We start from the raw sequence: 14,659 nt of genomic DNA on the forward strand, positions 1-14,659 counted from the left end.
CGGGCGGCGATGCTGGGCGGGACGGCCGCCGCGGTGGCCGAGGCGGCCCGGCGCGGCGGGGCGGACGCGCTGGCCGCGTTCCGGCTGGAGGTGATGCGTCCGGTCCGGCCGATGCTGGCGTCCTCGGCACCCGACCTCGCGGCGGCGCTGGAGGGCACCCGGCCGCCGTGGATCGTCGACGCCAAGCTCGACGGCATCCGGATCCAGGTGCACCGCGACGGCGCGGAGGTGCGGGTGTGGAGCCGCAGCCTGGACGAGATCACCGAGCGGCTGCCGACCGTGGTGGAGACCGTGCGCGCGCTGCCGGCGCAGCGCCTGGTGCTGGACGGGGAGGCGCTGGCGGTCGACCAGGCGGGGCGGGCGGTGGCGTTCCAGGAGAGCGCCTCACTCGCGGCCCGGCACCGGCCGGCGATCGAGCAGGAGGCGCTCCGCGCCGGGGCGGGCGGGCAGGACGGGCCGGTGCTCACCTGCTGGTTCTTCGACCTGCTGCACCGCGACGGCGTCGACCTGCTGGACGAGCCGGCCTCGGTGCGGGCGGCCGCGCTGGAGGCGGTGGCCGGCGACCTGGTCGTCCCGCGGCTGGTGACGTCCGACCCGCAGGAGGCCGCCGACTTCGACACCCACGCGCTGGCCGCCGGCCACGAGGGGGTGGTGGTGAAGAGCAGCGACGCCCCCTGGGAGGCGGGCCGGCGCGGCCGCGGGTGGGTGAAGGTGAAACCGCGGCACACCCTCGACCTGGTGGTGCTCGCGGTCGAGCACGGCAGCGGTCGGCGCAGCGGGATGCTCTCCAACATCCACCTCGGCGCCCGCGACCCCGCCACCGGCGGGTTCGTCATGCTCGGCAAGACCTTCAAGGGGATGACCGACGAGATGCTGGCCTGGCAGACCGAGCACTTCCGCACCCTCGCCGTCGAGGACAGCCCGTGGGTGGTCGAGCGGGGCGACTGGGTGGTCCCGCTGCGTCCGGTGCAGGTGGTGGAGATCGCCTTCGACGGCGTCCAGCGCTCCACCCGCTACCCCGCCGGGATGGCGCTGCGGTTCGCCAGGGTGCTGCGCTACCGCGACGACAAGGGGCCGGAGGAGGCCGACACCGTGGACACCGTCCGGGCGCTCGCGTCCGGGTGATCCGGCCGCCCGCCCCCGTCGCCGGCGGGCTGGTCGTCGAGACCGGTCACGACCAGGCCGCGGGCTCGGCGATCACCTGCAGCAGGTGGCCGTCGGGGTCGGCGACGGTCGCGCAGTACCCCCACGACTGGTCGGCCGGCTCGGCGACCACCTCCGCGCCCGCCGCCCGGGCCCGCTCGACGAGGGCGTCGACGTCGGCCGGGGCGTCCACCGGCAGGCTCAGCAGGCACTCCACCGTGCCGGGCCCGGCGGCCGTCCGGCCCGGCGTCATCCAGCCGAACCCTCCGGGAGGCACCAGCATCAGCCGGCAGCCCTCACCGAGCTCGACCTGCAGCGGTTCGGGGACGCCGTCCCCGGCCAGCGGGCCGGGGGTGGGCAGACCGAGCCCGGCGCCGTAGAAGGCGTGGGCGGCCACCCGGTCGGTGGTGGGCATGGCGATCACGGTGCTGCGGCTCATGTCCGGTCCGACCGTCCCTGGTGCCGGAACTCATCGCCGCCGATGAGTCCGCGACCGCAGCGGGGTCTGACCCGGTGGACGTCATGACCCGAGGAGGAGCCGTGCCCGACCTGACCGCACAGACCCGCGAGCTGAGCCGACTGGTGGCCGAGGTGCCGGCGGAGGCACTGGGTCGCCCCACCCCCTGCCCCGACTACGACGTCGCCGGGCTGCTCGCCCACCTGCACGGGTTGTCGATCGCCTTCGCCGACGCCGCCCGCAAGGTCGACGGGCCCACCACCCGGACGGCGCCCGACCCGGCGGCCGTCACCCTGCCCGCCGACTGGCGCACCGCCCTGCCGGCCGCGCTGGACGCCCTGGCCGCGGCGTGGCTGCGCCCGGACGCCACCGAGGGGACGACCGTGGCCGGCGGGATCGAGATGCCGGCCGAGGAGATGGCGGTGGTCGTCACCGACGAGCTGGTGCTGCACGGGTGGGACCTCGCCGTCGCCACCGGCCTGCCCTACACCCCCGACACCGAGGCGCTCGAGACCGCGTTCGGGATGTGCTCGTCGATCCCGGACGACCCGCAGGCCCGCGCCGGGCTGTTCGGGCCGGTGGTCCCGGTGCCCGAGGACGCCCCGCTGCTCGACCGCACCCTCGGCGCCGCCGGGCGCGACCCGCGCTGGACGCCCTGACCACCGCACGGCAGGCTGGGCCGGTGCAGCTCCAGCCCGGCTACGACGTCCTCGCCGAGACCTACCACGAGGTGCTCCCGCTCCCCTACTACACGCCGCTGGAGGAGCACGCCGTCGCCGCGTTCGCCGACACCGTGCGCAGCCGGGACGCCGCCGGGGTGGTGGTCGACGTGGGCTGCGGCACCGGCGGGGTCGCCGCCGACCTGGTCGCCCGCGGGCTGGACGTGGTGGGCGTCGACCCGTCCAGCGCCATGCTGGCGATCGCCGCCCGGGAGCATCCCCAGCTCACCCTGCTGCGGGGTGACGCCCGGCTGGCCGCGCTGCCGCCGGAGCAGCCGGTCGCCGCCGTCATCGCCCGGTTCAGCCTGATCCACGTGCCGCCGGAGGAGCTGCCGGAGGTGTTCGCGGTCTGGGGTTCCCGGCTCCCGGCCGGCGGCCCGGTGCTGGTCGCCTTCCAGTGCGAGGACGACCCCGCGCGTCCGCACGAGGAGTTCGACCACAAGGTCGCCCGGGCCTGGCGACCGCACCCCGACGCGATGGCCCGGCTGCTGGCCGCCGCCGGGTTCGCCGAGGTCTGGCGGACCATCAGCCGACCCGACGAGATGCACCGCTTCCCCGAGTGCCACCTGCTCCTCCGCCGCACCGGAGGCGTCCCCGGCTGAGACCGGCTCCCATCGGTCAGGCCGGGGACGGGTCCCGCATCCGCGGGCCGAGCCAGGGGTCGTCCTCGCCGGCGATGCGGGCGCGCAGCGCGTCCAGCCGGTCACCGGCGGCCATCCCCCGCTCGCCCACCCACACCTCGTCGTAGTAGGTGTCGGTGTAGCGGTCGCCGCGGTCGCACAGCAGCGTGACGATGCTGCCGTGCTGCCCGGCGTCGCGCATCCGCTCGGCCAGGTCGAGGGCCACCACCAGGTTGGTGCCGGTGGACGGGCCGGGCGCCACCCCGAGCACCTCGTGCACCAGGTGCATCCCGGCCACGGAGTCGGCGTCGGCCACCGTGCGGACCTCGTCGACCACGTGCGGCAGGAAGGACGGCTCCACCCGCGGACGTCCGATGCCCTCGATCCGCGAGCCGGGTCCGGTGACGTCCAGCCGGCCGGTGCGCCAGGCCTCGGCGTACACCGAACCCTCCGGGTCGGCCACCGCCAGCCGGGTGCGGGTGCGCCGGTGCCGGGCGTAGCGGGCGATGGTGGCCGAGGTGCCACCGGTGCCCGCCCCGGTCACCACCCACGTGGGGTCGGGGTGGCGCTCGTCGGCCAGCTGCTCCCAGATCGAGGCGGCGATGCTGTTGTTGCCGCGCCAGTCGGTGGCCACCGCGGCGTTGCGGAACTGGTCGAGGTAGTAGCCGCCGGTGCTGACGGTGAGCCGCTCGGCCTCGGCGTTGACGGCGTCGGCCTGGTCCACCGTGACGCACCGCCCGCCGTGGGACTCGATCAGCTCGATCTTGCGCCGGCTGGTGCTGTCCGGCACCACGGCCACGAACGGCAGCCCCAGCAGCCGGGCGAACCAGGCCTCCGAGACCGCGGTCGAACCGCTGGAGGCCTCCACGACCGTGGTGCCCGGGCCGATCCGCCCGCCCACCAGCCCGTAGAGGAACAGCGACCGCGCCAGCCGGTGCTTGAGCGATCCGGTGGGGTGCGCCGACTCGTCCTTGAGGTAGAGGTCGACACCCCAGCGTCGCGGCAGCGGGAAGCGGAGCAGGTGGGTGTCGGCGCTGCGGGTGGCGTCGGCGGCGAGCTCGGCGATCGCGTCGTTGACCCAGCGGCGGTCCGGGGGCAGGCAGGCGGCGGGCACCCGGTCACTCTGGCCGACCGGGTGCCGGGCGTCCAGCGGCGCTCGGGGGCTCAGGTCTCCAGGGCGGTGACGCTGCGCATCACCTCGGGCCAGCGGCGGTCCAGCGAGCGTCCGCCCAGCAGGACGCCGCCGGCGACCACCGCGGCGCCGATGCCCAGGCCGAGCCCCAGGGCCAGCCACTCCAGACCGTCGACGAACAGCGAGGCGATGCCCGCGGCCAGCACCGGTGCCGAGACGACGATCGACACCCCGGTGATGAGCACGAAGGAGAGCAGCCCCTCCACCCCGCCGCTGGAGCCCTTGCCGAACGGGTTGCCCCCCGGCGGCGGGGCGTGGCCGGGCCAGAACACGCTGATCCAGCTGGCCACGCCGCTGACCACCAGGGCCGTGCCGAAGGTCATCGCCAGGCTGGCGACCAGCAGGTCCCAGCGTCCGGCCACCGCGACGCAGACCAGCACCACGACGATCAGCAGGGGCACCACCAGCGCCGCCACGGCGAGCAGCCGTCCGGCCCGGTCGTCGCGGCCGCGCACCCCGGTGTGCACGTGCAGCGCCAGCGCCGAGCCGTCGTAGGCCAGCTCGTAGGCCGCCACGGTGCCGAGGATCAGGGAGATGGTGAGCGGGGCCAGCACGATCACCACGTCCTGCGGGTCGGGCTGGACGAACTGCAGGGCCACCACCATCGCCGGCAGCACCACCAGCGATGCGAGGTTGGCCAGGTGGCGCGGGTCGCGCCGCCAGTACCGCACCGACCGGGCGGCGATCGCCCCCTTCGGGCTGGTGCCGAACAGCCGGTCCACCGCACCGCCGGGACGGACCTTGCCCGATCCGCTGCGGCTCTCCAGCGGGCTGGTCAGCCGCCGCTGCAGGAAGTGCCGCCAGCCGAGCCAGCAGCCCACCACGAGGGCCACCGCCAGCAGCAGCCGCGCCGCCGCGGCCAGCCACTGCCCCTGCGCCACCGAGGCCGGCACCGCCCAGGCCCAGCCCAGCGGCGTCCAGCCGGCCACCTCGGCACCCTGCTCCAGGGAGGCGCCCCAGGCGGCCGGGTCGGTGCCGACGCCCTGGGCCACCACGTTCACGCCGATGGCGATGCCGACCCCGGACAGGGCCAGCGCGACCACGGCGAGATCGCGGAAGCGCCGGGTGGAGAGCATCTCGGCCAGCGCGTCGGTGGCCAGCCGGGACAGCAGGAAGCAGGTCACCACTCCCAGCGGCACCGCGAGCAGGGCGGCGACCGCGCTGGCGACCGAACCGCTCCAGGCCACGACCAGCCCGAGCGCGACGACGGTGGTGGCGATGCCAGGGATGCCGAGCAGGCCGGCGACGAGCAGCCCGGGCTGCAACCGGGGGGCGCTCACCGGCAGCAGCGCGAACTTGGCCGGGCTGAGCGTCTCGTCGATACCGGAGACCAGCACCGAGAACAGCACCCACCCCAGCGTCACCACCGAGAACGCCAGCACGGTGACGCCGCTGATCAGCTCGACCGACCCGTACCCACGCAACGCGACGAACCCGGCGTAGGACGCCGCGATGACGCCCAGGCCGTAGAGGCCGCCGAGCACGAGGCCGACGACCTTGAGGACGCTGCGCAGGAGCGCGTTCTTGAGCAGCGTCAGCTTGAGCCTTACGAGGACCGCAACCACGACAGCGCCTCCTCGTCGAGCTGCTTGCCGCCGACCAGGTCGACGAACCGGCGCTGCAGGGACTCCCCGGCGCGGATCTCGTCCAGGGTGCCGGCGGCCAGCACCCGCCCCTGGGCGATCACGGCGACGGTGTCGCACATGTTCTCCACCAGCTCCATCACGTGGCTGGACAGCACCACCGTGCCGCCGCCGGCGACGTAGCTGCGCAGGATCGCCCGGATGGTCTCCCCCGACACCGGGTCGACCGCCTCCAGCGGCTCGTCGAGCAGCAGCAGCCGCGGGGCGTGGATCAGCGCGCAGGCCAGGCCGATCTTCTTCGTCATGCCGGCGGAGTAGTCGACCACGAGGTTGTCGGCGTCCTCGCTCAGCCCGAGCGCGTCCAGCAGCTCGCCGCTGCGGGTGTCGATCAGCCGTGGGTCGACCGATCGGAGCAGCCCGACGTAGCGCAGCAGCTCCCGGCCGCTGAGCCGGTCGAAGAGCCGGACGCCGTCGGGCAGCACGCCCATCAGGGCCTTGGCCGCGGCCGGGTCGGCCCACACGTCGGCACCGAGCACCACCGCCCGGCCGGCGTCGGGACGCAGCAGCCCGGTCGCCATCGACAACGTGGTGGTCTTGCCGGCCCCGTTCGGCCCGACCAGGCCGAACATCGACCCCGCCCGCACATCGAGGCGCAGGTCGGCCACGGCCACCTTGGCGCCGAAGGACTTGTACAGGCCCTGCAGCGAGAGCGCGATGTCGTTCACACCGCTCAGTCAACCAGCGGATCGGCTCGCCGGCGGTGACGGTTGTCAGGAGGTCGCCGGGTGCTCCTCACCCCCGGCGACCCCGTGTCACGCCCCGTCCGCCGGTCAGGCCAGGGACTCGATCCAGGCCTCGTGCAGGGCGGCGTAGCGTCCGCCCTGCGTGCTGGTGAGCTCGGCCGGGCTGCCGTCCTCCAGCACCTGGCCGTGCTCCAGCACCAGCACCCGGTCCGCGATCTCCACCGTGCTCAGCCGGTGGGCGATGATCACCGCGGTGCGCGAGGCCAGGATCGTCTGCAGCGCCTGCTGCACCAGCCGCTCGCTCGGGATGTCGAGGCTGGAGGTGGCCTCGTCCAGGATCAGCACCGCCGGATCGGCCAGGAAGGCGCGGGCGAAGGCGATCAGCTGGCGCTGACCCGCCGACAGGCGTCCGCCGCGTTTGGCCACGTCGGTGTCGTAGCCCTCGGCGAAGGTGTCGATGAAGGTGTCCGCCCCGACCGCGTGCGCGGCCGCCCGCACCTCCTCGTCGGTGGCGTCGGGACGGCCGAAGCGGATGTTGTCGGCGATGGTGCCGTCGAACATGAAGTTCTCCTGGGTCACCATCACCACCGACCGCCGCAGGTCGTCGTCGGTCAGCTCGGGCAGCGGGACGCCGTCCAGGGTGATGCTGCCGCTGGTCGGGTCGTAGAAGCGGGCCATCAGCTTGGCGATGGTGGTCTTGCCCGCCCCGGTCGTGCCCACCAGCGCGACCGTCTGACCCGCCGGGATGTCCAGCGTCAGCCCGGGCAGCACCGGCCGGTCGGCGACGTAGCCGAACTCGACGCCGTCGAAGCGGACGTGGCCGGCCGCCCGCTGCAGCGGGGTGGGACGCTGCGGCGGCGCCACCCTCGGCTTCTCCTCCAGCACGCCGGAGAGCTTCTCCAGCGCCGAGGTGGCGGACTGGAAGGTGTTGTAGAACTGGCTGATCTCCTGCATCGGCTCGAAGAACAGCCGCAGGTAGAGCAGGAACGCCGTCAGCACCCCGACGGTCATCTCCCCGTGCAGCACCCGCCAGCCGCCGTAGAGCAGCACGATGCCGATGGTGATGTTGCCGACCAGCTTGACGCCCGGCATGAAGATCGCGACCAGCCGGAAGGCGGTGACGTTGGCCTCGCGGTAGCGGTCGGCCAGACCGGAGAAGATGGCGTTGTTGCGGTCCTCGCGGCGGTAGGCCTGCACGGCGCGGATGCCGGTCATGGTCTCCACGATCTGCACGATCACCGCCGCCGAGGCCTCGCGGACGCTGCGGTAGGTGACGGAGGTGCGCCGGGAGAACCAGCGAACCAGCAGCATCAGCACCGGGAAGGAGGCCAGGCAGACCAGCCCGAGGTGCCAGTCCAGGGTGAGCATCAGCACCCCGACGCCGACCATGGTCAGCACCGCGGTGGTCAGCCCGGAGAACCCCGACTGGACCATCTCGGCGATCGCGTCGACGTCGCTGGTCAGCCGGGAGACCGCACGGCCGGAGGTGTAGCGGTCGTGGAAGGCCACGTCCAGCTTCTGGAAGTGCCGGTAGGTGCGGCGCCGGATCTCCAGCAGCACCTGCTGACCGACCCGGCCCGAACCGCGGATGAAGGCCATGTTGCCGATCGCCTGGACGATGACCGCCCCGAGCATCAGCGCCATCGTCACCACCAGCGGGTCGACCGTCCGGTCGTCCACCAGGGAGGGGATGCCGACATCGATCCCCTGCTGGACCAGGTAGGGCGGGGCCAGCCGGGCGGCGTTGGCGGCCACCACGACAGCGAGCAGGATCCACAGGGCGCGGTGGTGGGGACGGATCAGGTCGCGCAGCAGCGCCCAGGACCGGCGGCGGAGGAAGACCGAGCCGGTCTGGTCGATGTCCTCCGCGCCCTCGGCCCGCACCCCCCGCCAGGCCTCGACGTCCACCGTGTCGCGGGCTCCGCTGCGGCTGGCGCGCCCGGTCGGGGCCGCCCCGCGCGGGTCCTGCTGCACCGGCGCGCTCATCGGGCCACCTCCGCCCGGGTCCGCCGGTCCGTCCCGCCGGGACCGTGGTCGCGCAGCTCGTCGGACTCGGCCTCGAGGTCGAACTCCGCCGACATCAGCTCGCGGTACTCCCGGCTGGTGTGCAGCAGCTCGGTGTGGGTGCCGATGGCCACCACGGTGCCACCGGACAGCACCGCCACCCGGTCGGCCAGCATCACGGTGGAGGCCCGGTGGGCGACCACGATCCCGGTGACGTCGTGCAGCACCCGCTTCAGCGCCTCCTCCACCAACGCCTCGGTGTGGATGTCGAGGGCGCTCAGGGTGTCGTCGAGCACCAGCACCCGAGGCCGGACGATCACCGCCCGGGCGAGCGCGAGCCGCTGGCGCTGACCGCCGGACAGGCTCATCCCCTGCTCGCCGATCCGGGTGTCCAGACCCCAGGGCAGGTCGTGCACGAAGTGGGCCTGGGCCACCTCGATCGCCTCCTCGATCTCGGCGTCGGTGGCGTCGGAGCGGCCGAGGGTGAGGTTCTCCCGCGCCGACATCGAGAACAGCGTCGGGTCCTCGAAGGCGGTGGCCACCTGGGTGCGCAGGTGGCGCAGCCGCAGGTCGCGGATGTCGACCCCGTCCAGGGTGATCCGTCCGGCGGTGACGTCGACCAGCCGCGGCACCAGCGAGGTGAGGGTGGTCTTGCCCGACCCGGTGCCGCCGACCACGGCGAGGGTCTCCCCCGGCGCGATGTCGAGGTCGATGCCGTGCAGCGTGTCGGTGTCGGCGTCGGCGAAGCGGAAGCCCACGCCCTCGAAGCGCAGGTGCCCACGCGGCCGCTCGATCTCGCCGGAGCCGTCGACCAGGACGTTCTCGGCGTCCAGCACCTCCGCGATCCGGTCGGCGGCCGTCATCGCCTCCTGGGTCATGGCCAGCAGCATGCCGAGGGCGGCCACCGGCCAGATCAGCTGCAGCAGCAGGAGGATGAACGCCGCCAGGGTGCCGATGGTGAGCTCGCCGTTCGCGGCGGCCATCGCCCCGAAGCCCAGCACCAGGATCATCGTGCAGGTGGGGATGACCTCGAGGAAGGTGATGAACTTCGACAGCACCCGGACCCGGTCGATCGAGGTGTCGTAGAGGGTCTCGGTGCGGGCGGCGAAGGCCTTGTACAGGTGCGCGAACCGGCCGAAGGACTTGATCACCCGCAGCCCGTGGATCCCCTCCTCGACGCTGGAGGCCACGTCGCCCTGCTCGTCCTGGATCTTGCGGGAGAGCCGGGTGAGCTTCTTCTCGTTGGTCAGGCACAGCCAGACCACCGGGACGATCGAGGCCAGCACGACCAGCCCGAGCGGCCAGTACAGGTTGAGCAGCAGCAGCAGCACCACGGTGACCTGCAGCACGTTGACGACCAGGAAGACCATCCCGAAGCCGACGAACCGGCGGATGATGGAGAGGTCGGTCATCATCCGCGACAGCAGCTGCCCGGACTGCCAGCGGCCGTGGAAGCTCATCGGCAGCGACTGCAGCTTGGTGTAGAGGTCGGTGCGGATCAGCCGCTCCGAGCCGTTGTTGGCGCGGGCGACGATCCAGCGCCGCAGGAACAGCACGACCGCCTCGCTGATCCCCACCGCCATCGCGAACGCACCGAGCACCAGCAGCGCGCGCTGGTCGGAGTTCGCGATCGGGCCGTCGATGACCCGCTGGGTGAACAGCGGGATGAGCAGGGAGAACCCGATGCCCACCACCGAGGCGACCGCCATGATCAGGTAGCGGGCCCCGTACGGGTAGAGGTAGGTGCGCAGCCGCCACAGCGAGGTGGTGTCACGCTTGCGCGCCGGTGCCGGGGCGATGAGCGGGCGCTGGGGATCTGGTGCGGAGGAGGTGGGCGGGGACGCGATGACGGTGCTGGCCGCAGGCATGGAGGTAGCCGTCCTTGGCTGGTGCGGGATGGGGCTTGCTCTCCATCCAATACCACCGGGGAGCAAGGTCAAAATGGATAACCCCGTTAAAGAACCAGCGCTTATGGAGCCCATCACGACCGGCTCTGCAGCGCTTCCCCTCCGCCGACGGTCAGCGCCGTTGCCGGCGGGCTCCCAGCGCGACGGCCACGTTGACCCCGACGATCCCGGTCCAGGACACGGCCACGCCCAGCAGCCCCGGCTCGACGCCGCCGGCGCTGATCGCGGTGATCGGGATGCCGACGGCGAGGGAGATGATGCCGAGCACGAAGCGCTGGGTGCGGGCCTCCCGCTCCGCCTTCTCCGCGGCGGTGCCGGACGCGGCCACCTGCTGCAGCTCCGCGCTGCGGGCCGCCGCCAGCTGCTCCACCCGCTCGGCCAGGCCGGCGGCGATGGCGTCCTCGTAGTCGGGGCCGAGCTCACGGCGGGCGGCCAGCGCGGCGTCCACCTCCGTACGCGTCTGCGGTGCGGGACGCGGCTGCTCACGCGGCGTCGGCGGGACGCCGTACGGTGACTGGCTCATGACTCCGGACAGTATTCCTCCGAGGCCGCCAGCGGTACGGGTCGGCGGGCGCTTCAGGGGTGGGTCCGGGAGCCCCTGACCCCTCCCCGGTCCCGCTGCCGAGGGCTCCGGTGCGCGGAGGCCGCGTGGGACGATGGCCGCATGCTGCTCCGCTTCCTCGCCAACGCGGCCGCCCTCGCGGTGGCCACCTGGGTGCTGCCGGGCATCAGCCTGACCGACGGCTCGACGCTGCAGAAGGTGCTCGTGCTGCTCGGGGTGGCGCTGATCTTCGGCATCGTCAACGCGGTGGTCAAACCGCTCTTCCAGCTCGTCACGCTGCCGGTCATCATCCTCAGCCTCGGCGTCTTCCTGCTCATCATCAACGCCGCCATGCTCGGGCTCGCGTCCTGGGTCAGCGGGTTGCTCGACCTGGGCTGGCACGTCGACGGGTTCTGGAACGCGCTGTTCGGCGCGCTGATCGTCTCGGTGGTCAGCTTCGTGCTCAACGCCTTCCTGCCCGACCGCAAGAACCGCCGGGGCCGCGCGTGAGCGGGTCGCCGACCGGCTCCCGCCGGGTGGTCTTCGTCTGCTGGGGCAACATCTGCCGCTCGCCGATGGCCGAGCGGGTGGCCCGCAGCTGGGCCGCCGACCAGGGCGGGCTGGACGACGTCGAGTTCAGCAGCGCCGGGGTCAGCCGCGAGGAGCTCGGCAACCCGATCGACCCGCGCGCCCGGGCCTGGCTGCGTCGTCACGGCCACGACGCCGACGGCCACTCCGCGCACCAGGTGGACGCGGAGGAGATCGCCGGGGCCGAGCTGGTGGTGGCGATGGAGGAGCTGCACGTGCGCCGGATGGAGCAGATCACCGGACGGGTCAACGACAACGTCCGGCTGCTCACCGAGTTCGACCCCGGCGCACCCGAGGGTGCCGGCGTGCCCGACCCCTGGTACGGCGACGAGGAGGGCTTCGGCGACACCATGGCCAGCATCGAGGCCGCGATGCCCGGCCTGCTCGCCACCCTGCGGGGCGACCGCACCGACGCCGGCTGACGGCCCGGCCGGGTCGCGCGGTGCGCGAGCCGCAGGCGTCCGGCGTCGGTCGGAGACTCTAGGGTGGACGCCATGCACATCCTGGTGGTGGACGACGACCAGGCCGTCCGTGACTCCCTGGCCCGGTCCCTGCAGTACAGCGGTTACGAGGTCAGCACCGCCACCGACGGCGTGGAGGCCCTGGCCCGGCTCTCGGCGGTCCGGCCCGACGCGGTCGTGATGGACGTGATGATGCCGCGGCTGGACGGCCTGGAGACCACGCGGATGCTGCGCTCCACCGGCAACGACGTGCCGATCCTCGTGCTCACCGCCCGCGACGCGGTCGGCGACCGGGTGGACGGGCTGGACGCCGGCGGTGACGACTACATGGCCAAGCCGTTCTCCCTCGACGAGCTGCTGGCGCGGCTGCGGGCCCTGGTCCGGCGGGCCGGCACGGTGACCGAGTCCACCGACCCCACCGCGCACAACCTCACCTTCAGCGACCTCTCCCTCAACACCCAGACCCGCGAGGTGCTGCGCGGTAGCCGCTCGATCAGCCTGACCCGCACCGAGTTCGCGCTGCTGCAGGCGTTCATGGAGAACCCGCGGCGGGTGCTGGAGCGCAGCTGGCTGCTCAACGAGGTGTGGGGGTTCGACTTCCCCACCACGGCCAACTCGCTGGAGGTCTACATCGGCTACCTGCGGCGCAAGTCCGAGGCCGAGGGCGAGACCCGTCTGATCCACACGGTGCGCGGCGTGGGCTACGTGCTGCGCGAGACCCCACCGTGATCCGGTGCCGGAGCGTGGGGCACCCAGCTCTCCGGCGGGCAGGAGCCGACCCGACGAGCCGGCCCCGCCGGAGGCGTCCGGACCGATGAGGACGATCTGGCAGTGGCTGGGGCAGCCGACCCTCGGGCGGCGGATCTCGGTCCTCACCGCGGTCGCGGTGGCCTGCGCGGTGATGCTCACCGGTCTGGCCGGCTGGCTGGTCACCCGGGTATCGCTGTACCAGCAGCTCGACAGCGAGCTGACCGAGGTCGCCTCCTACACCTCCGACCTCGTCTCGGCCGATCTCAACACCATGGGCGGGCTGGCCCCGGAGCGGCTGCGCTCGATCAACGTCACCCTGCTGGTGCTGCGCTCCGACGGCCACACCCAGCGGGTGCCCGGGGAGCGGGTCACCCTCGACTGGGGTGCGGAGGAGATGGCGATCGCCCGGCTCGGGCAGGGCTCCTCCGCGCGCGACGGCTTCGCCGACGACGGCACCCCCTACCGGATCGTCGCGGTGCCGATGCCCGACGTCTCCGACGGCGGCCAGTACGCGCTGGTGATCGGACGCCCGCTGCAGCCCTACACCAACATCCAGTTCTCGCTGGCGCTGGTGATGGTGATCTTCGGCGCGATCGCGATCGTCGGCGCGGCCTTCATCGGCTACGCCGTGGCCCGCTCCAGCCTGCAGCCGGTGCGCGAGCTGTCGGCCGCGGTGGCCCGGGTGACGGTGACCGACCACCTCGACCCGATCGTCGTCCGCGGTGACGACGAGCTGTCCCAGCTGACGCGCTCGTTCAACACCATGCTCTCCTCGCTCAGCCTGTCCCGCGAGCGGCAGCGACGGCTGATCGCCGATGCCGGGCACGAGCTGCGCACGCCGCTGACCAGCCTGCGCACCAACATCGAGCTGCTGGTCGCCGACGACCGCACCGGGATGCTGCCTGAGGGGGCCCGCGCCGACATCCTGCGCGACGTCGCCGCCCAGCTCAGCGAGTTCACCACCCTGGTCGGCGACCTGGTGCAGCTGGCCCGCGAGGACCGGGTGGAGCCGTCCCCGGAGCCGATCGACCTGCGCGAGATCACCAGCAACGCCATCCAGCGGGCCCGCCGGCGCGGACCGGGGCTGAAGTTCGACGTCGAGCTCAACCCGCTCTACCTGATCGGCGAGCCCGACACCCTGGAGCGGGCCATCACCAACCTGCTCGACAACGCGGTGAAGTTCTCCCCGCCGGGCGGCACCGTGCACGTGCTGCTCGAGGGCGACCGGCTGCGGATCTCCGACCAGGGGCCGGGCATCGCCGATGAGGACCTGCCGCACATCTTCGACCGGTTCTACCGGGCCGACAGCTCGCGCAACACCCCGGGCACCGGGTTGGGGCTGTCGATCGTGGCGACCACGGTCGCCCGGCACGGCGGCTGGGTGAAGGCCGGACGCTCCGCCGAGGGCGGTGCGGAGTTCACCGTGCAGCTGCCCGGGACCACCAGCCCGGACGAGCTGGAGGACGACCCCGACGAGCAGACCCAGGTGCTGCAGCGCGTCACCGACTGACCCGTCCCGACCGACCCGTCCCAAGGTCTTCCGGACCGGGGCGGTGGAGCCCTAGCATCAGCGCGGGACCGGCTGGACGGGACCGGCATCGGCAGCCTCGTGCCGTACCCAGGAGCTCCCGTGCCGCAGCCTCCCGACCGCGCACCCCGCAGCACCCGCGCCGTCGCCCTCGCCGGCGTCGCCGCGCTGCTGCTGACGGCCGCGCCGCAGCCGGCTCGGGCCGACGGGCCGAGCGAGGACTACGTCGTCATCGCGACCACCGAGCGGGCCGCCGACGCCGTCGCCGAGCGGATCGACGGCGAGCAGGTGCCGACCCCGCAGGGCAGCCCGGCCGAGGCCATCCTGGTGGTGGCCGAGCTCACCGAGGCCGAGGCCGCGGCGGTCGAGGACCGTCCCGACGTCGAGGCCGTGGTGCCCGACGTCCGGCTGCGGATGGCACCC

Annotated in this window: 15 protein-coding genes; 8 read left to right on the plus strand and 7 right to left on the minus strand. The window is 73.4% G+C overall.

The genetic code is table 11. The annotated features are described in order from the left end of the window. On the plus strand, positions 1-1,125 hold a 1,125-nt coding region (locus tag DVA66_RS08145; RefSeq protein ID WP_114559629.1), incomplete at its 5' end, for an ATP-dependent DNA ligase. A 46-nt stretch (positions 1,126-1,171) separates the two neighbouring features. Here the strand turns inward: DVA66_RS08145 and DVA66_RS08150 are convergent. After that, positions 1,172-1,582 carry a VOC family protein gene (locus tag DVA66_RS08150; RefSeq protein ID WP_114559630.1) on the minus strand — a complete coding sequence of 137 codons (411 nt, stop codon included), beginning with the start codon at positions 1,580-1,582 and terminating at the stop codon, positions 1,172-1,174. Positions 1,583-1,683: 101 nt separating this feature from the next. On the opposite strand from DVA66_RS08150, the gene DVA66_RS08155 reads away from it, so the two are divergent. Beyond that, positions 1,684-2,259 carry a TIGR03086 family metal-binding protein gene (locus DVA66_RS08155; protein WP_232821843.1) on the plus strand — a complete coding sequence of 192 codons (576 nt, stop codon included), beginning with the start codon at positions 1,684-1,686 and terminating at the stop codon, positions 2,257-2,259. Between the two features lie 23 nt (positions 2,260-2,282). Beyond that, on the plus strand, positions 2,283-2,921 hold the full coding sequence (locus tag DVA66_RS08160; protein WP_114559631.1) for a class I SAM-dependent methyltransferase: 639 nt from the start codon (positions 2,283-2,285) through the stop codon (positions 2,919-2,921). Between the two features lie 16 nt (positions 2,922-2,937). Here DVA66_RS08160 and DVA66_RS08165 read toward each other — a convergent pair whose 3' ends face one another. The 6 genes from DVA66_RS08165 to DVA66_RS08190 all read right to left on the minus strand — a co-directional run bounded on the left by DVA66_RS08165 (position 2,938) and on the right by DVA66_RS08190 (position 10,891). Continuing rightward, positions 2,938-4,053 carry a PLP-dependent cysteine synthase family protein gene (locus tag DVA66_RS08165; RefSeq protein WP_114559632.1) on the minus strand — a complete coding sequence of 372 codons (1,116 nt, stop codon included), beginning with the start codon at positions 4,051-4,053 and terminating at the stop codon, positions 2,938-2,940. A gap of 50 nt (positions 4,054-4,103) precedes the next feature. Further along, a complete protein-coding gene (locus DVA66_RS08170) occupies positions 4,104-5,696 on the minus strand; it encodes a hypothetical protein (protein WP_114559633.1) in 1,593 nt (530 codons plus the stop codon). Continuing rightward, a complete protein-coding gene (locus tag DVA66_RS08175; RefSeq protein ID WP_232821844.1) occupies positions 5,678-6,439 on the minus strand; it encodes an ABC transporter ATP-binding protein in 762 nt (253 codons plus the stop codon). The genes DVA66_RS08170 and DVA66_RS08175 overlap by 19 nt, the downstream gene beginning before the upstream one ends. Positions 6,440-6,544: 105 nt before the next feature. Continuing rightward, on the minus strand, positions 6,545-8,443 hold the full coding sequence (locus DVA66_RS08180) for an ABC transporter ATP-binding protein (protein ID WP_114559635.1): 1,899 nt from the start codon (positions 8,441-8,443) through the stop codon (positions 6,545-6,547). After that, on the minus strand, positions 8,440-10,329 hold the full coding sequence (locus DVA66_RS08185; RefSeq protein ID WP_114559636.1) for an ABC transporter ATP-binding protein: 1,890 nt from the start codon (positions 10,327-10,329) through the stop codon (positions 8,440-8,442). The genes DVA66_RS08180 and DVA66_RS08185 overlap by 4 nt, the downstream gene beginning before the upstream one ends. A gap of 151 nt (positions 10,330-10,480) precedes the next feature. After that, the gene (locus tag DVA66_RS08190; protein WP_157973907.1) at positions 10,481-10,891 is read right to left on the minus strand and encodes a hypothetical protein; all 411 of its coding nucleotides are present in this window, start codon (positions 10,889-10,891) and stop codon (positions 10,481-10,483) included. Positions 10,892-11,032: 141 nt separating this feature from the next. Here DVA66_RS08190 and DVA66_RS08195 point away from each other — a divergent pair, with 141 nt between their 5' ends. From DVA66_RS08195 to DVA66_RS08215, 5 genes are all read left to right on the plus strand, one after another. Next, positions 11,033-11,419, plus strand: a complete 387-nt coding sequence (locus tag DVA66_RS08195; RefSeq protein ID WP_114559638.1) for a phage holin family protein — start codon at positions 11,033-11,035, stop codon at positions 11,417-11,419. Beyond that, entirely contained in the window at positions 11,416-11,919 is a 504-nt protein-coding gene (locus tag DVA66_RS08200; RefSeq protein WP_269801606.1) for a low molecular weight protein-tyrosine-phosphatase, read from the plus strand. Before DVA66_RS08195 ends, DVA66_RS08200 begins: the two co-directional genes overlap by 4 nt. A gap of 72 nt (positions 11,920-11,991) precedes the next feature. Continuing rightward, positions 11,992-12,687 carry a response regulator transcription factor gene (locus DVA66_RS08205; RefSeq protein WP_114127667.1) on the plus strand — a complete coding sequence of 232 codons (696 nt, stop codon included), beginning with the start codon at positions 11,992-11,994 and terminating at the stop codon, positions 12,685-12,687. Positions 12,688-12,772: 85 nt separating this feature from the next. Then, the gene (locus tag DVA66_RS08210) at positions 12,773-14,218 is read left to right on the plus strand and encodes a sensor histidine kinase (protein ID WP_114559639.1); all 1,446 of its coding nucleotides are present in this window, start codon (positions 12,773-12,775) and stop codon (positions 14,216-14,218) included. A gap of 120 nt (positions 14,219-14,338) precedes the next feature. Beyond that, on the plus strand, positions 14,339-14,659 hold a 321-nt coding region (locus DVA66_RS08215; protein WP_198671590.1), incomplete at its 3' end, for a hypothetical protein.

The sequence above is a fragment of the Desertihabitans aurantiacus genome, from assembly GCF_003344635.1.
GTDB classification, from domain to species: domain Bacteria; phylum Actinomycetota; class Actinomycetes; order Propionibacteriales; family Propionibacteriaceae; genus Desertihabitans; species Desertihabitans aurantiacus.